The organism is Mesorhizobium sp. WSM1386 (assembly GCF_055901595.1).
The window spans coordinates 6,634,104-6,655,561 of record NZ_CM148373.1; the positions used below are offsets into that span (position 1 = coordinate 6,634,104).

Genomic DNA, 21,458 nt, shown 5'->3' on the forward strand with positions numbered 1-21,458 from the left:
CGGTGCCAGCACGACGATAGAGCAATTCCAGGAAAAGTGTGAAACGGTTTTCCAGGAAAAGCGCGCAGCGCTTTCCCTTGGGGAATTGCGCCAAAACAAAGAGTTAGATGTGAGCGGTCCGACGTTTCCGTGAAACGGTGGACCGCTTGAGAGCTCCTTCAGTTGACATAGACCAGCCCTTGCGGGTCGATCTCCGGCTTGCGGCCGGCGACAAGGTCGGCAAGGAATTTTCCCGAGCCGCAGGCCATGGTCCAGCCGACATGGCCGTGGCCGGTATCGAGGTAGAGGTTTTCATAGCGCGCCTGGCCGATCACCGGCACGGAGTTCGGCATCATTGGCCTGAGGCCTGCCCAGAGTTCGGCCTTCTTCTCGTCGAAGGCGCCGGGGAACAGATCCTTGCCGGTCCTGAACATGGTGGCGAAGTCGCTGGGTTTGTGGGTGCGGTCGAAGCCGGTGAATTCGGCGGTCGAAGCCAATCGCAACCGATTGCCAAGGCGCGAATACGCCATCAGCTGGTCCTCGTCGGCGCCGCCCATGGTCGGCCCCTTGCTCTCGTCTTCCAGAGGAATGGTCGCGGTATAGCCCTTCACCGGGTAGACCGGCAGGTCTATGCCGTAACGGCGGCCGAGCAGACCACTCTCCGGTCCCATAGAAATGACCACGGCATCGCCAGCAATCGGTCCGGCCGAGGTCATCACCGCGCGCACCCGGTCGCCCTCGATGTCCAGCCCCTCGACCGCGGTGCCATAGAGAAATCTCACGCCAAGCTTCTCGGCGGCATGAGCGGCGAGCTTTTCGACGAACTGGCGGGAATCGCCGGTCTGGTCGATCGGCGAATAGACGCCGCCGGCGATCTTTTCCTTCACGCCGGCAAGACCCGGTTCAAGCTCCACCAGCCGCTCGCGGCCGACGATCTCGATCGGCAGGCCTTGCTCGGCGAGATAGCGGTAATTGTCGGTGCCGGTGTCGAGACTGTGCTGCGAGCGGAAGAAATAGAGGATGCCCTTCTTGCGCTCGTCGTAGCCGATGCCCGTTTCCGCGGAGATGGCGTTGATGCAATCCCTGGAATAGAGCGCCAGGCGCAGCTTGACCTGGCTGTTGGCGCGCAGGCGCGCCACGGTGCATTGGCGCAGGAAACGCAGGCTCCAGGCGAGGAAATAGGGATCGAAGCGCAACCGCACCTTGATGCCGAGATCGTGGTTGTAGAGCGCGCGCAGGAACGTCTTCAATGCCGCCGGCGAGGCCCAGGCGGTGGCATCCCCCGGCGACACCAGGCCGGCATTCGACTGGCTGGTGCCGCGCGCCGGCGCCGCGTGGCGCTCGATCACGGTGACCTCGTGGCCATCGCCGGCCAGGTAATAGGCCGCCGCCGTACCGACAACGCCGGCTCCGAGCACCGTTATCTTCATGCCATCCCCCAAGCTCGACACGGCGCAGCGCGTCCGCGCCCTCCGCGAATGCTTCCATAGCGCTTCGCCGGGTGGCTTGCGAGCCCTTGGGGCTGACTCAGCCGCGCGAGGAGTTCTTGCCGGTCAGGATGCGTTCCCAGGCGAGCGCGTCGGCAACGATCCGGTCGAGATCGTCGCGCTGCGGTGTCCAGCCGAGTTCAGCCCGGGCGAGGTCCGAATTGGCAACCACCGCCGCGGCGTCACCGGGGCGGCGGTCGCCCATCTTCACCTCGAAATCATGGCCGAAGGCACGGCGCACGCTGTCGATGACCTCGAGCACCGAATAGCCATGGCTGTAGCCGCAATTGGCGACGAGGCTCTTGCCCCCGGCGCGCAGCCGCTGCAAGGCCAGGCGGTGCGCCGCCGCCAGGTCGCTGACATGGATGTAGTCGCGCATGCAGGTGCCGTCCGGTGTCGGATAATCGGTGCCGAACACCTGCATGAAGGGGCGCTTGCCGAGCGCTGTCTCGCAGGCGACCTTGATCAGATGGGTGGCGCCGGGCGTCGACTGGCCGGTGCGGCCCTTGGGATCGGCGCCGGCGACGTTGAAATAGCGCAGTGCGGTATAGCGCATGTCGTGCGCGAGGCTGGCATCGCGCAGCATCCATTCGCTCATCAGCTTGGACAGGCCATAGGGCGATTCCGGCGCCAGGCGGGCATCCTCTCGCACCGGCTCCAATCCGGCGCCGCCATAGACGGCGGCGGTCGAGGAAAAGATGAAATTGGGCACGCCCTCGCGAACCGCGGTTTCGATCAGCGTGCGGGTCTTCGAGGTGTTGTTCTCGTAGTAGGCGAGCGGGTCGGAAACCGATTCCGGGACGACGATGGAGCCGGCGAAATGGATGATGGCGTCGACCTTGTTGTCCCTGATGATCGAACCGACCAATTCCTTGTCCGCGACATCGCCGACGACCAGCTTTGCCTCCGGCGCCACCGCCCATTCGAAGCCGGTAGACAGACGGTCGAGAACGACCACGCTGTCGCCGGCATCCAGCAATTCCCAGACCATATGGCTGCCGATATAGCCGGCGCCGCCTGTCACCAAAACCGCCATCCCAAGTCCTCGCTTACCCAAGATTTATCGGAAACTGTCTCAACAACCGCCTTACTGGAAAGCCTGGCGGATGGCCATTAGTACCCTAGGTAACCGGCGTTCACTTGATGTGGCATCGAGCTGAAACAAAAGTGATCCAAAGGGGTACCGTGGAGGGGAATAGGCCACGATCCGGCATCGTTAGGAACAGGTGCGGGGCGTGGCATTTTGACCAAAGCGGCCCGGTGGACGGCCAAAAGGGCAATGACTATGATCCCGCGCAAAATTGGGAAGCCGACATGAACTACCAGCGGTTCTTCGAAGAAGCGATCGACCAGCTCCATGCCGAGCGTCGTTATCGCGTCTTCGCCGATCTCGAGCGCATCGCGGGCCAGTTTCCGCGCGCCATATGGCGGTCCAACGGCCGCGCCGAGGAAATCACCGTCTGGTGCTCCAACGATTATCTCGGCATGGGCCAGCATCCCGACGTCATCGCCGCGTTCCAGGACGCTGCCGGCAAGATGGGCTCGGGCGCCGGCGGCACCCGCAACATTTCGGGCACCTCGAACCCGCTGGTCGAGCTCGAGCACGAGCTTGCCGACCTGCACGGCAAGGAAGCAGGCCTGGTCTTCACCTCCGGCTTCGTCTCCAACGAAGCCTCGATCTCGACCATCGCCCGGCTTTTGCCCAACTGTCTGATCATCTCGGACGAGTTGAACCACGCCTCGATGATCGAGGGCGTGCGGCGTTCGGGCGCCGAAAAGAAGATCTTCCGCCACAATGACGTGGCGCATCTGGAAAGCCTGCTGCAGGCGGCGGGCCGCGAACGCGCCAAGCTGATCGTCTTCGAAAGCGTCTATTCGATGGATGGCGACATCGCGCCGATCAAAGAGATCGTCGAACTGGCCGAGCGCCACAACGCCATGACCTATATCGACGAGGTCCATGCGGTGGGCATGTACGGGCCGCGCGGCGGCGGCATCACCGAGCGCGAGGGCCTGGCCGACCGCATCGACATCATCGAAGGGACGCTGGCCAAGGCGTTCGGCACGCTGGGCGGCTATATCACCGGCACCAGTGCGGTGATCGACGCGGTGCGCTCCTATGCACCGGGCTTCATCTTCACCACGGCGCTGCCGCCGGCGATCGCCGCCGCGGCCACCACCTCGATCCGCCATCTCAAGGGTTCGCAGGCCGAGCGCGATGCCCAGCAGCAGCAGGCGAGCCGGACCAAGCAGATCCTGTCGGCCGCCGGATTGCCGGTGATGGAATCGCCGACCCATATCGTGCCGCTGCTGGTCGGTGACCCCGAGTTGTGCAAGATGGCGAGCGACCGCCTGCTTGGCGTGCACGGCATCTACATCCAGCCGATCAACTACCCGACCGTGCCGCGCGGCACCGAGCGGCTGCGCATCACGCCGACGCCGTTCCATTCGGATGAGTTGATCGCTGGACTGCAGGATGCGCTGGTCGAGACCTGGGATGCGCTGGGCATTCCCTATGGTTCCGCCGGCCGGCCTTCTGTCGCCAAGAGCGACCGGATCGTGCCGCTGCTGGTGCCCAAGTCAGGCGGCTGAAAGCCCGTTTGAAACTCAACTCCGGCGGCATCTGAGGCACCAGAGCGACTTCCAGATCGGGCTTCGCCGCCTGCTCAGACAGTTCCCATCCACTTCGCCAGCCGATGCGCGGCCTCCTCGATCTGGTCGAGGCGGCGGTGGAAGCACAGCCTGAGGAAGGCTTCGCCGCCGGGACCGAAGGCGGTTCCCGGAGCCAGGCCGACATTGGCCTTGTCGACGATGTCGAAGGCCGCCGTGCGCGAATCGGTGATGCCATCGACCGTGAAGAACAAATAGAAGGCGCCTTGCGGCACGGTAAACCGGGCGCGGCCGGTGGCGCCAAGAATGCCGCAGACCAGGTCGCGCGCCTTCCTCGCCCGCTCCACCTGTTCGGCGACGAAACCATCGCCCTCGTCGAGAGCTGCGACGGCGCCGCGCTGCATAAATTGGGCGACGCCGGAATTCGAATACTGGATCAGGTTCTCGAACACCTGCTGCAGGCTCGGATGCGTCTTGATCCAGCCGACGCGCCAGCCGGTCATCGCCCAGTTCTTGGAAAAGGAGTTGACGAACAGGATGCGGTCTTCCGCCGTGGCGATGTCGAGGAAGGACGGCGCACGGCCAGGGCCATAGTGGAACAGCGAATAGATTTCGTCGGCGATGATCCACACGTTCCTGGCGCGGGCGAGATCGAGGATCGCCCGCAAGGTCTCGTGATCGGCGGTCCAGCCGGTCGGGTTCGACGGCGTGTTGATGAACAGCGCCTTGGTGCGCGGGGTGATCGCCGCGGCGATCTTCTCGACGTCGCAGGACCAGCCATTGCCGGAATGATCGAGCGTGACCGGCACCGGAACGGCGCCCGACAGGGCGGCGGCGGCGTCGAAATTCGGCCAGGCCGGCGACAGATAGATCACCTCATCGCCAGCGCCGGCGAGAGCGGTAAGGGACATCTGGATGGCATGCATGCCGGATCCGGTGACGATGAATTGCTCCTCCGGGAAGGTCTTGGCGAAATGCCTGGCGTAGTAGCGGGCCAGCGCCTGCCTGAGGTCGGGAATGCCCCTCTGCCAGGTGTAGAACGTCTCGCCGCCTGCCAGCGCCTTCGACGCGGCATCGGTGATGAAGGCCGGCGTCGGCAGGTCGCCCTCGCCGGCCCAGAGCGGGATCAGCCCCTCACGCAGGCGGCCGTAATTGACGACGGCGACAATGCCGCTCTCAGGTGCGGCACGGGCTTCGGCGCGAAAGCTGTCGATCAGGCTCATGGACAAATCCGTTTTCGATTAGGGTTGCCGCTCTTTACCAGATGCTTGAACGGAAAACCCCGGCCGAGAACGGCCGGGGTTTTGGTCCAGCAACGGTTGGCTACATTATCGCCTGGCGAGCAGATCGCGGATTTCGGTGAGCAAAGCAACATCGGCGGGGGGCGGCGCGGCGGGGGCCGCAGGCTTCTCGGCCTCGAGCCGCCTGCGCAGATTGTTCACCGCCTTGACCATGAGAAAGATGATGAAGGCGAGGATGAGGAAGTTCAGCACCACCGTGATGAAGCTGCCATAGGCAAAGACCGCACCCTGTTTCTTGGCGTCGGCCAGCGAGGTGGCGTTCACGGCAGAGGACAATCCAAAGAAATAGTTGTTGAAGTCCAGGCCGCCGAAAATCGCACCGACGATCGGCATGATGATGTCGTTGACAAGGGAATCGACAATCTTGCCGAACGCAGCGCCGACGATGACGCCGACGGCCAAGTCCATCACATTGCCCTTGGAAATGAATTCCTGGAATTCTCTCAGCATTCGACCCTCCTTGTCATGGCGGCCGCGCTGCCGCTCCGTCCTTGCGGCGTCGACCCGACGGCAACATAACAAAAACCTGCGGTTGCAACATGGGCAAAAAGGGGAAAGCAACCGCTTTCTCCTTAGGCAGCGCCCGGGCTCGCTTCGTCGCCCCGATCATGCTGCCAAAGCCGCGATGGACTCCAGCGCCAAGCTGTGATTGCGTTCGCACAAGCCGGATAAAAAGGCGGCAAAGGAGGAAATTCCAGGCGTGCAGGGCTTGTTCATCGTCATCATCGCGATCGCCTATGTGACGCTGCTGTTCGCCATCGCCAGCCTGGGCGACCGCCGCTCGGCTGTCTCCGGACCCGGCCGCGCGCGGCCCTTCATCTATGCGCTCAGCCTTGCCATCTACTGCACCTCCTGGACCTTCTTCGGCTCGGTCGGGCTCTCCTCCGAGCGCGGCCTCGAATTCCTCGGCATCTATACCGGCCCGGTGCTGGTGTTCGTGTTCGGCTTCCCGCTGCTCAACCGTATCGTGCGGCTGGCCAAGACCGAGAAGATCACCTCGATCGCCGACTTCCTTGGCGCCCGCTACGGCAAAAGCTTCACCGTCGCCGCGATCGCCACGCTGATCGCGACCATCGGCGCGGTGCCCTACATCGCGCTGCAACTGAAGGCGATCTCCGGCTCGGTCAGCCTGATGGTCGAGCACTATACGGGATCGCCGCCCTCCTTCGATCCGTTCGTCAGCGACATCTCGCTGGTCGTCGCCATGCTCTTGGCGCTGTTCGCGGTGCTGTTCGGCACCCGCCACGCCGACGCCACCGAGCACCAGGACGGACTGGTGCTGGCGGTGGCGGTCGAGACCGTGGTCAAGCTTGCCGCCTTCCTGGCGATCGGCCTGATGGTCACCTTCCTGATCTTCGGCGGACCGGGCGACATGTTCGCCAAGCTGGCGCAGAATGGGCAGGTGCGTCAGGCGATGGGCTACAACACCTCGCTCGCCACCTGGCTGGTGCTGACGGGATTGAGCGGCTTTGCCATCATCCTGTTGCCGCGGCAGTTTTACGTCACGATCGTCGAGAACCGTGGCGAGGCCGAATTGCGCACGGCGACCTGGGTGTTCCCGCTTTACCTCGTGGCGATCAACCTGTTCGTGCTGCCGATCGCCTTTGCCGGCCTGTCGCTGGTCGGCACCGGCACCAGCAGCGATCTCTACGTGCTGTCGCTGCCCTTGTTCAGCGGCCATGACGTGCTTGCCATGGCGGCCTTCATCGGCGGCTTGTCGGCGGCAACGGCCATGGTGATCGTCGAAAGCGTGGCGCTGTCGATCATGATCTCCAACGATCTCGTCATTCCGCTGTTCGTACGCCGGCTGCTCAAGACCTCGACCTCGGAGAACGAGGACTGGTCGACGCTGATCCTCAATGTGCGGCGCGGGGCGATCTTCATCCTGTTGTTCATCGCTTTCCTCTACTACCGCGAGAGCACCAACAGCGCACGACTGTCATCGATCGGCCTGATGTCGTTCGCGGCCATCGCGCAGTTCGCGCCGGCACTGGTCGGCGGCCTGATCTGGCGCGGCGCCAACGGCAGGGGCGCCGCGCTCGGCATGGTCGCCGGCATCCTCGTCTGGGGCTACACGCTGCTTTTGCCCTCGCTTGTCGCGCCCGATACCGACATGGTCGTGCACGGGCTGTTCGGCTTCGAAGCGCTGCGGCCGCAAGCCCTGTTCGGCACTGTGGCCGAACCACTGAACCACGGCGTGCTGTGGAGCCTGTCTGTCAACACGCTGTTCTTCGTGCTTGGCTCGCTGTCGCGCGCGTCGGTGCCGCTGGAGCGCATCCAGGCATCGATCTTCGTGCCAAGGGATGCCGGCCCGATGCCGAGCCTGCGCCGCTTCCGCACCGCCATCACCGTCAACGACCTCAAGGATACGATCGGGCGTTACCTCGGCGTCGAACGCACCGAGCGCTCCTTCCAATCATTCGAGAAGACCAACGGCACCACGCTGCTCGGCAAGGAGCAGGCGAGCATGGACGTGATCCGCTTCTCCGAGCAACTGCTGGCAAGTGCTGTCGGTTCCTCCTCGGCGCGGCTGATCCTGTCGCTGCTGTTCCGGCGCCACGACCGCGAATCCAGCGATGCCTTCCGCCTGCTCGACGACGCCACCGAAGCGCTGCAGCACAACCGCGACCTGTTGCAGATCGCGCTCGACCAGATGGAGCAGGGCATCACGGTCTTCGACCGCGATTTCAGGCTGATCTGCTGGAACCGCCAATACCGGGCGCTGTTCGACCTGCCCGACGACATGGGCCAGGTCGGCGTCTCGCTCGACCAGATCCTGCGCCATCTTGCCGAACGCGGCGACATCCCCGCCGACCAGCGCGTGATGATGCTCAACCGGCTGACCAGTTTCGTCAGCCCCTGGCAGATGGAATTGAAGACCAGCGGCCGCATCTTGGAACTGCGGTCCAACCCAATGCCGGATGGCGGCATCGTCGCCACCTATGCCGACATTTCCGGCCGCGTCGAACAGGATCTGGCGCTGAAGCGCGCCAATGAATCGCTGGAGCAGCGCGTCAAGACCCGCACCATCGAACTGACCAGGGTCAACGAGGAGCTGGCGCAGGCGCAAATGCTGGCCGAGGAGGCCAATCTCGGCAAGACGCGCTTCCTCGCCGCCGCCGGCCACGACATCCTGCAGCCGCTGAACGCCGCCCGGCTCTATTGCTCCTCGCTGATCGAGAAGGCCGGCAAGGGTCCGGCCGGAAAGGCGGCGGTCAACATCGAATCCTCGCTGGAATCGGTCGAGACGATCCTGGGCGCCGTGCTCGACATCTCGCGCCTCGATGCCGGCGCGATGAAGCCGGATGACAGCGCCTTCACCCTCGACGGACTGCTGAGCCAGATCGGCAACGACTTCCGGCCGCTTGCCGCCGAAAAGAAGCTCGGGCTGGCGATCATGCCGTCGTCGCTGACGGTAATGACGGACCGCAATCTGTTGCGCCGCCTGATCCAGAATCTCGTCTCGAACGCCATCAAATATACCCGCCACGGCCGCATCCTGGTCGGCGTCAGGCGGCGCGGCGAACTGGCAGAGATCCAGGTGATCGATACCGGCATCGGCATTGCCGGTGACAAGCTGAACACGGTCTTTCGCGAATTCACGCGACTGGACGAGGGTGCGCGCGAGGCCGAGGGCCTCGGCCTCGGCCTCTCCATCGTCGACCGCATCGCCAGGGTGCTCAGGCTCGAAATCCGCATCTTCTCCAACCCAGGCAAAGGCACGCGCTTTTCCGTTGTTTTGCCGGTCGCTGCCATGCAGGAGCCGCGACGCGAGATCGAAAAGACCAGAGGCCCTGCGCGGGCGGCGGCTTCGTTGGCGGGATTGCATGTGCTTTGCATCGACAATGATGCCCGCATCCTCGAAGGCATGCGGCTGCTGCTCGAAGGCTGGGGGTGCCATGTCGACACCGTATCCGGCTCACGCGATCTGGAGACCGCCGCGATCGGCCGCCCGGACATCGTGCTTGCCGACTACCATCTCGACGGCGAAACCGGTCTCGACATCATCGTCAGGCTGCGGGCGGCCCATGGCGCCGGCCTGCCGGCCGTATTGGTCACGGCCGACCGCTCCAACGAGGTGCGGGCGGCCGCGAGCGAGCTTGAGATCCCGGTGATCAACAAGCCGCTGAAACCCGCCGTGCTGCGTTCGATGATGGCCAGGGTCAGGCCGCTGGCCTCGGCGGCGGAATAGGTCAGCTCGTCGGCTGCAGCGGGTCGCCGCCGATCTTGGACAAAAGGATCACCGCCTGGGTGCGACTGTCGACGCCGAGCTTCTGCAGGATGGCCGAGACATGCGCCTTGATGGTCGCCTCGGAGACGCCGAGTTCATAGGCGATCTGCTTGTTGAGCAGGCCTTCCGCCAGCATGCCAAGCACCCGGGTCTGCTGCGGCGTCAGCGCCTGCAGCCGCTTGATCAGGTCCGAGATTTCGGGATCGCGCTCGACGCCGAGATCGATGCCGGCGGGTGCCGCGATGTCGCCGGCAAGCACCGACTGCACCGCATTGCGGATCTCCTCCATGCTGGCCGATTTGGAGATGAAGCCGGAAGCGCCGAGATCGAGGGCGCGCCTGATCGTCGCCGGGTCATCGTGCGCCGAGACAACGACCAGCGGCACCGACGGATGGACGCCGCGCAGCGAAACCAGGCCGGAGAGACCGCTGGCGCCCGGCATCGACAGGTCGAGCAGCACCAGATCGACATCCTCATTGGCCACGACCAGCGCCTTGGCGCTTTCGAAGTCGCCGGCCTCGTGGATGGCGGCGACATTGCCGATGCCGGCGAGCGCCTCGCGCAGCGCGCCGCGAAACAGCGGATGATCGTCGGCGATGACGAAAGAATAGCCTGACGGCAAATGTCCCTCCCCGATTCCCCGATGATTTTTTAAGCTTTTTCCGGGGCACGTTGGACGATTATGAGGGGCGGCGCGCTGTTTTCAAGCGGCAAAGCCAGCGCGCCGCGTTTTCCCTTGTCTATAGCGCTCAGGTCTTCTGCGAGTTGAGCTGGGCGCCGTCACCCTTGTCCTTGTCCATATCCTTGACGATGCCCATGAAGCCGCGCAGGAAGCGCTCCATGTAGCTCATCGTCTTGTTGAATTCCTCCTCGCTCGGCAGCTTCGATTCGAGCCGGGCGGAGAGCGAATTTTCCAGCTTGGTGACGCGCTCGTCCATCGCCTTCATCGAGGTCTGCAAGCGGTCGACCTCGTCCTGGAAAGCGGCGCGCTCGTCGGCCGCGATCTTGCAGACGAGCTGGCCGGAGCGTTCCTCGCAGATCGACATCGCGCCGGTCTGGGTGTCCATGCGGATATAGCCGGTGGCCGACCTTTCCAGCCGGTAGCGATCGGTTTCTTCCGAATATGCTGAAGCCGCGACCAGCGAAACGAGCGCGGCGGGGATCAAGATGTGCTGCAGACGCATGTTGTCCTCCATGGCCAAAGCCTGAAATATCGCATCTTTGCGCCGGAAATGGGGAAGACCCTTAGCGTGGCCTTTCCCGCACGGCTGGTTCGGATTCGTTTTGACGCAATTCCGGACGGAAAACCGTTTCACACTTGTCCTGGAATTGCTCTATAGCGCAACCATGTCTCAGTTTATCTATAAGATAACCCCGGAAGCGGCTTGGCGCGAGGCCGAAACCAACGGCCATTTCACTGGTGCCGCGATCGATGTCGCCGACGGCTTCATCCACTTCTCCACGACGTCGCAGGTCAGGGAAACAGCGGCAAAACATTTTTCCGGCCAGACGGATCTTCTGCTGGTCGCCATCGACGACGCCAGCCTGGGCGATGCCCTGAAATACGAAGTCTCGCGCGGCGGCGCGCTATTCCCGCATCTTTACGGCGTGCTGGACCTGAAAGCGGTCAAGTGGGTCAAGCCATTGCCGCTCGGCGCCGACGGCACCCACCAGTTCCCGCCGCTGGAGGGGCAATGAGCGTGCTCAACCGGCTCGGCCAGAAGCTGCTGTTCACCTTCGATCCGGAAATAGCGCATGGCCTGTCGATCGCGGCGTTGCGCTGCGGCCTGCCGGTTGGCGCGCGTGCAACGCGCGATGCCAGGCTGAAGGTCTGTCTCTGTGGTCTCGATTTCCCGAACCCGCTCGGCATGGCGGCCGGCTATGACAAGAACGCCGAGGTGCCCGATGCGCTGCTTGGCCTCGGTTTCGGCTTTGCCGAGGTCGGCACGGTCACGCCGCTGCCACAGGCCGGCAATTCGAAGCCGCGCATCTTCCGGCTGACGGCGGATGAGGCGGTGATCAACCGGCTGGGCTTCAACAATGAAGGCCATGCGGCTGCCGAAAAACGCCTCGCCGCCCGTGAGGGCCGTGGCGGCATCGTCGGAGTCAACATCGGCGCCAACAAGGATAGTGCCGACCGCATCGGCGACTATGAGCGCGGCGTCGCCCGCTTTGCGGCCTATGCCAGCTATCTCACCGTCAACATCTCCTCGCCCAACACGCCGGGTCTGCGCAACATGCAGGCGCGCGAACAGCTCGGCGAACTGCTGTCGCGGGTCATGGCCGCACGCGCCGTGGCGTCCGCGCAGCCGCCGGTCTTCCTGAAGATCGCGCCGGACCTGGTCGAGGCCGAACTGGAGGACATCGCCGCCGAGGTGACCGAGAAGCGGATCGACGGCGTCATCGTCTCCAACACAACCATTTCGCGACCGGCCTTGCGCAGCGGCGACGTTGCGCGCGAGACGGGTGGGCTGTCGGGCAAGCCGCTGTTCGAACGCTCGACCATCGTGCTGGCGAAAATGCGCAGGCTGCTTGGCCCCGAGAGGACCATCATAGGCGTCGGCGGCGTCGATACCACGGACGCCGCACTGGAGAAAATCCGCGCGGGTGCCGATCTCGTCCAGCTCTACACCAGCATGATCTATGCCGGACCGGCACTGCCAAGCCGCATTATTGCAGGGATGGTAAGCTTCATGGAAAAAGGGCGCCTCAAGTCCATCCGCGAATTGCGCGACAGCAATCTCGATCGGTGGGCGTCGAAGCCACTCAGCTGAACGCCGTGCGCATTCGCAGTTGTAGAATCGCCAGCAGGCTGAAGCCGCGCGCGAGCAGGAAGACGTGCAGCGCCGCCCACAGGCCGTGATTGCCGAAGGCCGGCGCCAGGGTCAGCAGCGCGGCGGCGAAAACCAGGAACGACAAGAGCATCATGTTGCGCATGTCGCGCGACCAGGTCGCGCCGATGAAGACGCCGTCCATCTGGAACGCCAGCACGCCGCTCAGCGCGGTGAATGCCGCCCACGGCAGGTAGATGTCGGCCACGGAGCGGACCTCCTGCGATGTCGTAACGACGGCGACCAGGGTGGCACCGGCCAACAGAAGCACCAGCGTCGCGGCCCCGGCCAGCCCGAAACCCCAGAACAGCGTCAGCCGCACGGCCTGACGGAAGGGCTGCTCCGCGCGTGCACCGACGGCGCGGCCGGCGAGCTGTTCGGCGGCGGTGGCGAAACCGTCGAGGAAATAGCCGGCGACAAGGAAGAAATTCATCAACACCGCATTGGCGGCCAGCGTCACGGTGCCGAACTGCGCGCCCTGGCGCGTGAACAGCGCGAAGGCGGCAAGCAGCGAGAACGAGCGGATCATGATATCGCGGTTGAGCGACATCATGCGCAGGAAGGCGGACATGTCGAGCAAGCGATGGCGGGGCAAGGGCGGCGCCGTCCGGAACCGCCTGATGACGATGGCCAGACCGAGCAGCATGGCCAGGAATTCGCCACTGACGGTCGCCCAGGCGACGCCGGCAACGCCCCAGCCAAGTTCCAGTCCGAGCAGGAAGCAGAGCGCGATGTTGATGCCGTTGAGCACCAGTTGCAGCACCAACCCAAGCCCGCCCTCGCCGCGGCCCAGCACATAGCCAAGGATGGCGTAGTTGATCAGCGAGAAGGGCGCGGCGAGCAGCCTGATCCTGACATAGACGCCCATCGCCTCGCTGACGCGCGGTCCTGCATCCATGAACCACTGGCCGCCGACGGCGATCAACGGCGAAAGTGCCGCCATTACGATGCCGGCGACGACCGCGATCAGCACGGCGCGCCAGAATACCGCCTGTTCCTCGAGCGCGTCGCCACGCCCGAAAGCCTGGGCGACGAGGCCGGTGGTGCCCGAGCGCAGGAAATTGAAGCCGGTGAAGACGACATCGAAGACCAGCGCGCCCGCCGCCAGGCCGCCGAGCAAGGCGGCATCGCCGAACTGGCCGATCACGGCCGTATCGACTAGGCCGAGCATCGGCGTCGTCAGATAGGCAAGCGTCATCGGCACCGCGATGGCGAGCACGGAACGGTTGGTGACGACGAAAGGTCTCGCGTCGGCTGTGGTCGCGCCCTTGTCCAAGGATTGCTGCCTTGCTGATTGCGGCTTGATCGAGCGTCCGATGTGCCCCATTTTCCTGCCACCGCGCAATCACCCTTGCCGCGACGGCCAACCGAAATCCCGGTCTGGCGCGAGCCCGCCGGACCCAGTCCATGCCCCTGCAGATCGTCCACCATCCCGACTACGACGCCGGCTTCGCCGTCAACCACCGCTTTCCGATGAGCAAGTATCCGCTGCTGATGGAGGCCTTGCACGCACGCGGCCTGGCCAGCGCGCTCAACACAGCGGAACCCGCGCCGGCATCATGGCTGAAGCTTGCCCATGCGGCCGATTACGTCGATCAGGTCATCGGCTGTTTTGTGCCGGAAAAAATCGAGCGTGAGATCGGCTTTCCGATCGGCCCGCGCGTTTCGCGTCGCGCGCAGCTTGCCACGGGCGGCACTATACTGGCGGCGCGGCTCGCCTTGCGTCACGGCATAGCCTGCAACACGGCCGGCGGCAGCCATCATGCGCGGCACGCGCAAGGCGCCGGCTTCTGCACCTTCAACGATGTCGCCGTCGCCGCGCTGATGCTGCTCGCGGAGGGTGCCGCGCACAACGTCCTTGTCGTCGATCTCGACGTGCATCAGGGCGACGGCACGGCGGACATTCTGGGCGATGAACCGCGCGCGTTCACCTTTTCAATGCATGGCGAGCGCAACTACCCGGTGCGCAAGATCGCCTCCGACCTCGATGTCGCGCTGCCCGACGGCACCGGCGATGCACCCTATCTCGAAAGGCTCGCCGCGATCCTGCCGGAACTGTCGGCCATGCGGCATTGGGACATCGTTTTCTACAATGCCGGCGTCGACGTCCATGCGCAGGACCGGCTTGGCAGGCTGGCGCTTTCCGACAACGGCCTGCGCAGCCGCGACGAGATGGTGATCGGCCATTTTCGCGCAGACGGCATCCCCGTCTGCGGTGTCATCGGTGGCGGTTATTCCACGGACGTGCCAGCACTTGCCGCGCGCCACGCCATCCTGTTCGAGGTCGCCTCGGGCTACGCCTGACGAACTTTTTCGAGCATGGCCTACTTCCGGTAGTTGGCGATCCTGAGCAGGATGAAGGCCGGAACAACGATCGCGGCGCCGAGCAGGATATAGCCAAGGAAGCGGTCGATGGCGCGGAAGCCCAGGTTCCAGATATCCATGAAGAACTTCTGGATGCCATAGAAGACATCCATCGGCGACCAGCCGAAGGCGTTCATGACAAGGCCGACGAGGAACGAGACCACCAGCAGCTTCAGGACCACCCTGAACGGCGAGTCGCCGAGAAAACGCGTCAGTGCGGACAAGGCCGTCTCCCGATTGAGATGCCCAGACTCACGGGCACCGCCCAGAAATACGTGCTTGGCGGCTATCCATCAAGCCAGCGCGGCCCGCGCGGCAGAAGTGTGCGTGGCGTGGAACTGTCGGTCCGTTCGTGACGGCGCAGGACGCGCCCGGCCGTTCGATAGCGCCCTCGATCCCGACTTATCTGTTTTCTAACCAATTGCCGCTATTGCCGTTCCAAGAGCGGGAGCCAGGCTTTGGCGGGAACAGGAAAAATCGGCGCGCACCGCACAGTCATGCTGTCGGTCGTGGTGCCATGCTACAACGAGCGTGACGGCGTGGCCGAGCTGCATCGACGCGTCAGTGCCGCATGCCTCGAGCAAAGCCGTTCCTACGAGATCGTGCTTGTCATCGACGGGGCGACCGACGGCACCCGCGAGGCCATTTTCGAACTGGCCGAAAAGGACGACCATGTGGTCGCCATCGACCTTGCCCGCAATTACGGCCATCAGATCGCGCTCAGCGCCGGGCTGGAATTCTGCCGCGGCGAGCGCATCCTCATTCTGGACGCCGACCTCCAGGATCCGCCCGAACTGCTCGGCGCAATGATGGGGAAGATGGATCAGGGCTTCGACGTCGTCTACGGCCAGAGGATGAAGCGCGACGGCGAGAGCTGGTTCAAGCTGGCTTCCGCCTCGATGTTCTATCGCTTGCTGGGCCGGATGGTGGATGTCGAGATCGCGCAGGACTCCGGAGACTTCCGGCTGATGAGCCGCCGCGCGGTGGACCATTTGAACGCGATGCCCGAACGCTACAGGTTCATTCGCGGCATGGTGAGCTGGATCGGGCTGAGGCAGGTCGCCTTCCCCTATGAAAGGCACCGGCGCTTTGCCGGCATCACCCACTATCCGTTGAAGAAGATGGTTCTTCTGGCGGTCGACGCGATGACCAGCTTTTCGATCGTGCCTTTGCGGTTTGCCTCGCTGCTGGGGATGATGTTCGGCGTGCTCGGGCTGGTCGTGCTCGGCTATACGCTGTTCGAATGGTCCAGGGGCAACGTGGTGCCCGGCTGGACGAGCCTTGCGGCGATCATGCTGATCATGGGCAGTGTGCAGCTTCTGGTGCTCGGCATATTCGGCGAGTATCTCGGCCGCATGTATATGGAGACCAAGCGGCGGCCGCTCTACTTCGTCAACGAAATCGTTTCGCGCGACCAGCCGGCCAAGGACAGCGACCTGCCCGTCCATCGCCTGCAGGAGATGGCGAAAAGAGCCGCGCGTGGTTGAGGCGAAGGTCGACCGGATGCAACGGGAACGGCATGGACAGGATGCGGTCGGCTCTTCCGTCTGATTTCTCGCGGATGCTGCGCTTTGGCGCCGTCGGGCTGCTCAACACGGCGCTTGGATACACGATCATCCTGACCGGGTTGTGGCTGGGACTGGGCGACATCGTTTCCAACGCGGCAGGCTATGCAGCGGGCCTCACCCTTGGCTTTTTCCTCAATCGCCGATGGACATTCACAGCAGCGGGCGGCTTTCGCCCCGGCACAGCCGTACGATACGCGATCACCTTCATTGTCTCCTACAGCGCCAATCTAGGCATAGTGATCGCCGCAATGTCCGCCGGCATCATCGAAACCCCTTTCGTCCATCTGGCGGGAAACTGCCTCTACACCGTCATCTTCTATCTCGGCTCGTCCCGTTTCGTCTTCGTTAGCGGCGCGGACGATGCCGTGGCCGCAACGAACGCGAAATGGCCCGGAGTCGTGACATGACACAAGCCGCAGCGATCTTGACGGCGACGCCGTCACCCGGAGTTGCGACATGACCGAGGCCGCAGCGATCGTGACGGCGACCCCGTCACTTGGGGACGCGCAACGCATCAGGCTGATGTTCTGCCTTCTCTGCGCCTGCGTCGTGGCCTATGTGCTCACCGCCTTCGCCGGCGCGATCCTGCAGGATCCCGACAATTGGTGGCAAGTGAAGGTCGGGCTGGACTTCCTGGCAAACCGGACGTTTCCAACCGTCGACCCCTATTCCTACACGTTCGCCGGCCAGCCCTGGATCGCCAAGGAATGGCTGGGGCAAGTGCTTCTGGCCCTTGCCTACAGTGCGGGCGGCTGGAATGGCGTCGTCACGCTGATCATCGCCACCGTCGGCCTTACGGTCTTCCTGATGGGATGGTTCCTCAGCGCATGGCTGAAGCCGATCCTGGCGATAGCGCTGGCCTTCACAGCGGCTTTCCTGGTCGCTCCGATCTATACGGCGCGCCCGCACGTCTTCACCTTGCCGATCATCGTCGTCTGGACGGCAATGCTGTTTCGCGCCGCGCATGAAGAGAAAGCCCCGCCCCTGTTGCTGCTCGTGCTTGTCGTCTTGTGGGCGAACCTGCACGCCACCTTCACCCTGAGCTACGTCATCGCTGGATTTGCCGGACTGGAGCTGCTGTCGCGGATCGGCCTGTCGAAGCCCGCGCTTCTGGCAAAATGGGTTGCGTTCGGATTGCTCTGCCCGCTGGTCAGCCTGATGCATCCCTATGGGGTGAAGGCCATTCTGGCCACGTTCACCGTCGCCTATGGCAACGAGGCGGTGCCGCTCATCCTGGAGTGGCGCCCATTCAATGCCCAGGAGCACCTCTTCCAGGAAGCGGTGATGCTGCTGGCGCTTTTCGGGCTTTTGGTATCGAGGCTCCGGATCGGCTGGGCCAAGGCGTTGTTCATCGTCTTCGCCTTGCATGTCTATCTCAGCCATATGCGATTTGTGTATCTGCCCTTCCTGTTGATTCCCCTGGTGATCGCGGTCGAGGTCGCATGGCAGTATCCTTCGCTCTCAACCACGACCTGGTTGGCGGAAAAACGTGACGGGCTGGAAAAGCTCTTGGCCAGCCGATTCCATATGCTCTGCGGCACCATGGCTGTCTTGCTGGTCGGTGCGGTCTTGATACTCGGCAGCGCCTATCAGGTTGCACCGAGCCCGAAGACATCGGCCAGCGGCGCCCTGGCATTCGCCGGGGATCACCACCTCACAGGCAACGTGCTGAACTCCTACAATTTCGGCGGCACGCTGATTTTCCATGACATCAAGACCTATATCGACGGCAGGACGGACCAGCTGTTCCTGGGCGGATTCACGAAAGCCGATGAGGGGACGGGCAAGAGCGACGGAAAGCCGCTGCTCAAGGCCCAGCTGAAAAAATACGCTGTTGGCTGGGCGCTGCTTACAGCCGACGATACCCGCATACCGTTCTTCGCGGAATTGGGCTGGAAGCGGGCCTATGCGGACGACTATGCCGTGATCTACCTGCCCGGCGCCTGATTTTTACGGCGATTTTTCAACGCCGATATTTCAACGCCTGCGCCAATCGGCTTCATCAATCGAACACCGGTTTGCCTTGACACCGATGTTGCAGTGCAGCAAAGTTGCGCGACAGAGGGTAGATCTGTGCGACCAGCAAACTGGCATTTTTCGCAATATCAGGACGTCGCCGCATGAGCGATGCAGCAAGCTGCGGCAAGCCAACACCGCCGACCGCATCATCCGGACCGGCCAAATGAACTACAGGCGCGACATCGACGGTCTGCGGGCGATCGCGGTGCTGCCTGTCGTGCTCTTCCATTTCGGCGTGTCCGCCATTCCCGGCGGCTTCACCGGCGTCGACATCTTCTTCGTCATATCGGGCTATCTGATCAGCGGCAGCCTGCTCGACGATCTCGATCGCGGCCAGTTCTCGATCGGCCGCTTCTACTGGCGCCGTGCGCGCCGCATCCTGCCGGCGCTGACCTTCGTCATCGTGCTGGCGAGCATTGCTGCCTGGTTCATCCTTCTGCCGACGGATCTACACGAATTCAGTCTCAGCGTGATCGCGGCCTCGACCTTCTGGTCGAACATCTATTTCTGGAAGACGACCAACTATTTCTCCATCGATGCCGCACTGCGGCCGCTGCTGCACACATGGTCGCTTTCGGTCGAGGAGCAGTACTACATCTTCGCTCCGATCCTTGTGTATCTGATCTACCGCTATGCCTCGAAACGCTGGCTGACGATATTGCTGCCGATCGCCATCGGCAGCTTTGCCGTCGCGGTCATGGCAACCACGCTGGCGCCGACCGCCGGCTTCTATCTCTTGCCGACACGGATCTGGGAACTGGCGCTGGGCGCCATGCTGATGCTGAAAGGGCCTCCGGCGCTTGCCAGCCGGCTGGCGATGGAACTGATCGGCCTGGCCGGCTTTGTCCTTGTCGCGGCCGGTTTCCTGACGATTTCGGAAAGCGACCCGTTTCCAGGCTACAATGCCCTGTTGCCCTGCGTTGGAACGGCGCTGCTCATCTATGCCGGCACGGACCGCGCGGGCGCGGAAGGGTCGGCACCTATCGCCACCCGCGTGCTTCGGTTCGCCCCGCTGGTCTGGGTCGGCCTCATTTCCTATTCGCTCTATCTGGTTCACTGGCCGATCAACTCGTTCGTCCACTATCTCTCCCTGAAGGCCATCGGCGTGCCGACGATCGTCGCGATGACGGTGGCCAGCTTCGCCCTGGCGACGTTCTCCTGGAAATATGTCGAGCAACCCTTTCGCCAGAAACGGGCGTTCACCGCCCCCTTGCCCATCTTCGCCTTTTCGGCGACGGCGATCGCGCTGCTGTGCGCCGTTGGCCTGACTGGTGCGCTGGGCAACGGTTTTCCGCAACGGTTCCCGGATTTTTCGACCGAACGGATTCGCGTCGGCGACTGGCGCAACGGCGTCTGTTTCAATGAAGGCGAGACCCGGATCGAGACCTGGAACCTCGCCGACTGCACCCGCACGCAGGGCTTTGCCACCAATGTGCTGCTGTGGGGCGATTCCTTTGCGGCCCACTATGTTCCGGGGCTCGACGCAAACGCGCAGAAGGTCCAGGCCAACGTCATCCAATACACCTATGCCGGCTGTCCACCGGACCTCAGCTATTTTTCCTATGCCCGGCCGGCCTGCACCCGCTTCAACGAACGGGCCCTGTCGGTCATCCGGGATGCCAATGTCCAGGCGGTGATCCTGAGCGGCCGTTGGAGCGACTACCAGATCAGGGGCTTCGATGGCCTGCAGAAGACAGTCGACCGGCTTCGCGAAATGGGCGTCAAGGTCTATGTCATCGGCCAGTCTCCGGAATTCGTCGCCGACGTCCAGAAAATCGCTTTCTTCGCAACGCGGGAGCATGCCACGAACACGTCCTGGCCGATGGCCATGGATCCCGACATCAACAAGCGAGTGCTGCCATTCGTCAAAGGCGCTGATTTCATCGACCCGCTGGCCTATCTGTGCGACGCGGCCGGCTGTTCCTACGCCGATGCAGGCACCAAGCAATTTCTCTACTTCGACTACGGCCATTTCTCGACCGCCGGAGCGGAGCTCGCCATCTCGAAATACTGGCCGAGCTTTGCCGCGAGCAACGAAGTCGCGAAGGCAAAAGTGCAATCCGCGGGCCATGGACCCGCTGAACCGCCGCAACTTGCGACGGGAGCCGGTTTGCGATTGCCCGGAGGCTAATCCTCATGGTAACGAGGCTGCTGCGCGGGTATGATGTAATGGTAGCCTGTCAGCTTCCCAAGCTGAACGCGCGGGTTCGATTCCCGCTACCCGCTCCAGCATATGCCGCAAGGGTTTGCGCCTGATTTGGAGCAAGCTAAAGTGGGTGGTTTTTACAGGCAGTTTTACCGCTTTCGTTCCGCTTTTGGTCGAGTCGCTCTCTTGGACGCTACAGCGCGCGTCCGACGACGACCGCACCCAGCTGGTGCTCGACTGGGCCGGCGGCCGGGCGTTTGCCGGCGAAATCATTGATCCTCGACGGCGAGATGATCGCGCCCGAGCCGGACGGCCGGCCGAACTTTCACGCCATGCATTCGCGCATGGCATTGAATGCCGAGCTGCTTGCCTTCGTCGCCTTCGACATCTTGCACAAGGATGGCGAGGATCTGCGCCCGCTGCCGGTGATCGAGCGCAAGGTGATTCTGTGGGACCTGGTAAAGCCCGCCGACGCGTCATCCAGTACAGCCAGTACCTTGAAGGCGGTGGCGCCGCGTTCTTCGCGGCGGCCGAGCGGATGGGCCTCGAAGGCATTGTGTCGAAGCGCCGGGGAAGCTCCTGCCGCAGCGGCGCCAGGGATGAGGCTTGGGTGAGGGAGTTCGGCCCCAATGTGCTGGTTTTCCGATCAGTGCCGCCCGTCAAATAAAACCGCCGTCGACCAGGCACAAAAAAGCCCGCCAGGGGGCCAGCGGGCTTAAGTGTCATAAGGCTGACGAGGAGTAGGGTTTGAATTCCCGTCGCAGGGCAAATTAGCTGGAACTAGCATAAGGACAATTAGTCCAACGGCGTATCACGCTTACCCTGCCCATTAGCCGTAGCTAAACTTATCTGGACTCACTGCCACTTTGGAAGCATTCTTCCTTTGGGAGTGAGGGGCGTGGGCAAAGTCCAGCGTCATCAA

Annotated in this window: 18 protein-coding genes and 1 tRNA gene; 11 read left to right on the forward strand and 8 right to left on the reverse strand. The window is 63.4% G+C overall.

Annotation, left to right across the window (positions count from 1 at the left end; translation table 11 throughout):
* Positions 1 to 158: 158 nt before the first annotated feature.
* Complete coding sequence (locus tag AC0NIH_RS32245) at positions 159 to 1,409, reverse strand: D-amino acid dehydrogenase (RefSeq protein ID WP_473469139.1); 1,251 nt, start codon at positions 1,407 to 1,409, stop codon at positions 159 to 161.
* A 97-nt stretch (positions 1,410 to 1,506) separates the two neighbouring features.
* Positions 1,507 to 2,502, reverse strand: coding sequence for a UDP-glucose 4-epimerase GalE (galE, locus tag AC0NIH_RS32250; protein ID WP_473469136.1), 996 nt, complete (start codon positions 2,500 to 2,502; stop codon positions 1,507 to 1,509).
* 278 nt (positions 2,503 to 2,780) lie between these two features.
* On the opposite strand from galE, the gene hemA reads away from it, so the two are divergent.
* Positions 2,781 to 4,058: a 5-aminolevulinate synthase gene (hemA, locus tag AC0NIH_RS32255; protein WP_473469868.1), complete on the forward strand. Its 1,278-nt coding sequence runs from the start codon at positions 2,781 to 2,783 to the stop codon at positions 4,056 to 4,058.
* A gap of 74 nt (positions 4,059 to 4,132) precedes the next feature.
* On the opposite strand, the gene AC0NIH_RS32260 is transcribed toward hemA, so the two are convergent.
* The gene (locus AC0NIH_RS32260) at positions 4,133 to 5,299 is read right to left on the reverse strand and encodes a pyridoxal phosphate-dependent aminotransferase (protein WP_287275447.1); all 1,167 of its coding nucleotides are present in this window, start codon (positions 5,297 to 5,299) and stop codon (positions 4,133 to 4,135) included.
* A gap of 105 nt (positions 5,300 to 5,404) precedes the next feature.
* Entirely contained in the window at positions 5,405 to 5,827 is a 423-nt protein-coding gene (gene mscL / locus AC0NIH_RS32265) for a large conductance mechanosensitive channel protein MscL (RefSeq protein WP_473463152.1), read from the reverse strand.
* Positions 5,828 to 6,077: 250 nt separating this feature from the next.
* On the opposite strand from mscL, the gene AC0NIH_RS32270 reads away from it, so the two are divergent.
* The gene (locus AC0NIH_RS32270; RefSeq protein ID WP_473463154.1) at positions 6,078 to 9,569 is read left to right on the forward strand and encodes a PAS domain-containing hybrid sensor histidine kinase/response regulator; all 3,492 of its coding nucleotides are present in this window, start codon (positions 6,078 to 6,080) and stop codon (positions 9,567 to 9,569) included.
* Position 9,570: 1 nt separating this feature from the next.
* Here the strand turns inward: AC0NIH_RS32270 and AC0NIH_RS32275 are convergent, their stop codons facing one another.
* Both AC0NIH_RS32275 and AC0NIH_RS32280 read right to left on the reverse strand, forming a co-directional pair.
* The gene (locus AC0NIH_RS32275; protein WP_023768333.1) at positions 9,571 to 10,230 is read right to left on the reverse strand and encodes a response regulator transcription factor; all 660 of its coding nucleotides are present in this window, start codon (positions 10,228 to 10,230) and stop codon (positions 9,571 to 9,573) included.
* 127 nt (positions 10,231 to 10,357) lie between these two features.
* Positions 10,358 to 10,792 (reverse strand): hypothetical protein, encoded by a 435-nt coding sequence (locus tag AC0NIH_RS32280; RefSeq protein ID WP_473463157.1) that lies wholly within the window; start codon positions 10,790 to 10,792, stop codon positions 10,358 to 10,360.
* Positions 10,793 to 10,955: 163 nt separating this feature from the next.
* Here AC0NIH_RS32280 and AC0NIH_RS32285 point away from each other — a divergent pair, with 163 nt between their 5' ends.
* Positions 10,956 to 11,306 (forward strand): DUF952 domain-containing protein, encoded by a 351-nt coding sequence (locus AC0NIH_RS32285; protein WP_473463160.1) that lies wholly within the window; start codon positions 10,956 to 10,958, stop codon positions 11,304 to 11,306.
* Positions 11,303 to 12,382, forward strand: a complete 1,080-nt coding sequence (locus tag AC0NIH_RS32290) for a quinone-dependent dihydroorotate dehydrogenase (RefSeq protein ID WP_473463162.1) — start codon at positions 11,303 to 11,305, stop codon at positions 12,380 to 12,382. The genes AC0NIH_RS32285 and AC0NIH_RS32290 overlap by 4 nt, the downstream gene beginning before the upstream one ends.
* Here the strand turns inward: AC0NIH_RS32290 and AC0NIH_RS32295 are convergent.
* A complete protein-coding gene (locus tag AC0NIH_RS32295; RefSeq protein WP_473463164.1) occupies positions 12,375 to 13,715 on the reverse strand; it encodes an MATE family efflux transporter in 1,341 nt (446 codons plus the stop codon). The genes AC0NIH_RS32290 and AC0NIH_RS32295 overlap by 8 nt on opposite strands.
* A 131-nt stretch (positions 13,716 to 13,846) precedes the next feature.
* Here AC0NIH_RS32295 and AC0NIH_RS32300 point away from each other — a divergent pair, with 131 nt between their 5' ends.
* Positions 13,847 to 14,743: a histone deacetylase family protein gene (locus AC0NIH_RS32300; RefSeq protein WP_473463166.1), complete on the forward strand. Its 897-nt coding sequence runs from the start codon at positions 13,847 to 13,849 to the stop codon at positions 14,741 to 14,743.
* 20 nt (positions 14,744 to 14,763) lie between these two features.
* Here AC0NIH_RS32300 and AC0NIH_RS32305 read toward each other — a convergent pair whose 3' ends face one another.
* The gene (locus AC0NIH_RS32305) at positions 14,764 to 15,027 is read right to left on the reverse strand and encodes a DUF6460 domain-containing protein (protein ID WP_473463168.1); all 264 of its coding nucleotides are present in this window, start codon (positions 15,025 to 15,027) and stop codon (positions 14,764 to 14,766) included.
* Positions 15,028 to 15,261: 234 nt separating this feature from the next.
* On the opposite strand from AC0NIH_RS32305, the gene AC0NIH_RS32310 reads away from it, so the two are divergent.
* The 6 genes from AC0NIH_RS32310 (at position 15,262) to AC0NIH_RS32335 (ending at position 21,150) form a co-directional block, all read left to right on the forward strand.
* Entirely contained in the window at positions 15,262 to 16,290 is a 1,029-nt protein-coding gene (locus AC0NIH_RS32310) for a glycosyltransferase family 2 protein (protein ID WP_473463171.1), read from the forward strand.
* A gap of 32 nt (positions 16,291 to 16,322) precedes the next feature.
* Entirely contained in the window at positions 16,323 to 16,778 is a 456-nt protein-coding gene (locus AC0NIH_RS32315; protein WP_473463174.1) for a GtrA family protein, read from the forward strand.
* Positions 16,779 to 16,827: 49 nt separating this feature from the next.
* Positions 16,828 to 18,318: a hypothetical protein gene (locus AC0NIH_RS32320; RefSeq protein ID WP_473463176.1), complete on the forward strand. Its 1,491-nt coding sequence runs from the start codon at positions 16,828 to 16,830 to the stop codon at positions 18,316 to 18,318.
* A gap of 235 nt (positions 18,319 to 18,553) precedes the next feature.
* Entirely contained in the window at positions 18,554 to 20,521 is a 1,968-nt protein-coding gene (locus tag AC0NIH_RS32325) for an acyltransferase family protein (RefSeq protein ID WP_473463179.1), read from the forward strand.
* A 24-nt stretch (positions 20,522 to 20,545) separates the two neighbouring features.
* Positions 20,546 to 20,619, forward strand: a tRNA-Gly gene (locus AC0NIH_RS32330).
* A 189-nt stretch (positions 20,620 to 20,808) separates the two neighbouring features.
* Entirely contained in the window at positions 20,809 to 21,150 is a 342-nt protein-coding gene (locus AC0NIH_RS32335; protein WP_473463181.1) for an ATP-dependent DNA ligase, read from the forward strand.
* Positions 21,151 to 21,458: the final 308 nt, after the last annotated feature.